Here is a 608-nt window from a genome sequence, read left to right as displayed (position 1 = left end):
TGTCATGGGAGCTGATTTTCGCTTGATATTCCTCAATTATGATGAGGTCTCTTGCGGTTTTACGGTCGTGGCAGTGGTGATGCAATGCTTGGCGGTTTTTTATGGGTATCTTTACCCTCCGCCGCTAGAGGTTTAATATGGTCTACCTCAATTAGGTCACTGTCTGTGAAGAACAGGCCGCATTCATTGCACTTACCCTTTTGTTTCTTCACAAGTCTGGCTAACTTGGCTGGTATTCCAACCTTGTTAATCCCTCTCTTACTCCAGTAAGCCCAATCTCCATCAAATGGAGACTTATCTCCTCTGACTTTGATGTGTCGCTTGATAGAAGTTGCTGCGTGTGTTAACAATCTCAACCCATCTTGCGTTTGAAACGTCCATTTCCCATTCGCTCCATGATGGTAATACTTTCTGAGCTTATCAATGGACGCTTTCCCACATCTTGATGCTGTCCATGCCCTCAAGGCTGTCCAAATCTTATCGTCAAGTTTGGAGAATGTTTCTTTGGATACTACTGTGCTGTAATAGTTGCTCCATCCTTTTATGACTGGATTTAGGTGCTTGATTAGTGCGTATTGTGGGGCTGTTTTATGAGCCTTTATAACCGC

1 protein-coding gene is annotated in these 608 nt (G+C 43.9%); it reads right to left on the bottom strand.

Annotation, left to right across the window (positions count from 1 at the left end; all coding sequences use genetic code 11):
• Window positions 1-59: 59 nt before the first annotated feature.
• On the bottom strand, window positions 60-608 hold a 549-nt coding region (locus AC0QH1_RS06830), incomplete at its 5' end, for a group II intron maturase-specific domain-containing protein (protein WP_324630228.1).

The sequence above is a fragment of the Phormidium sp. CCY1219 genome (genome assembly GCF_055795085.1).
Note: the sequence above shows the minus strand (reverse complement) of the source record. Positions and strands in the feature narration are given on the sequence as shown.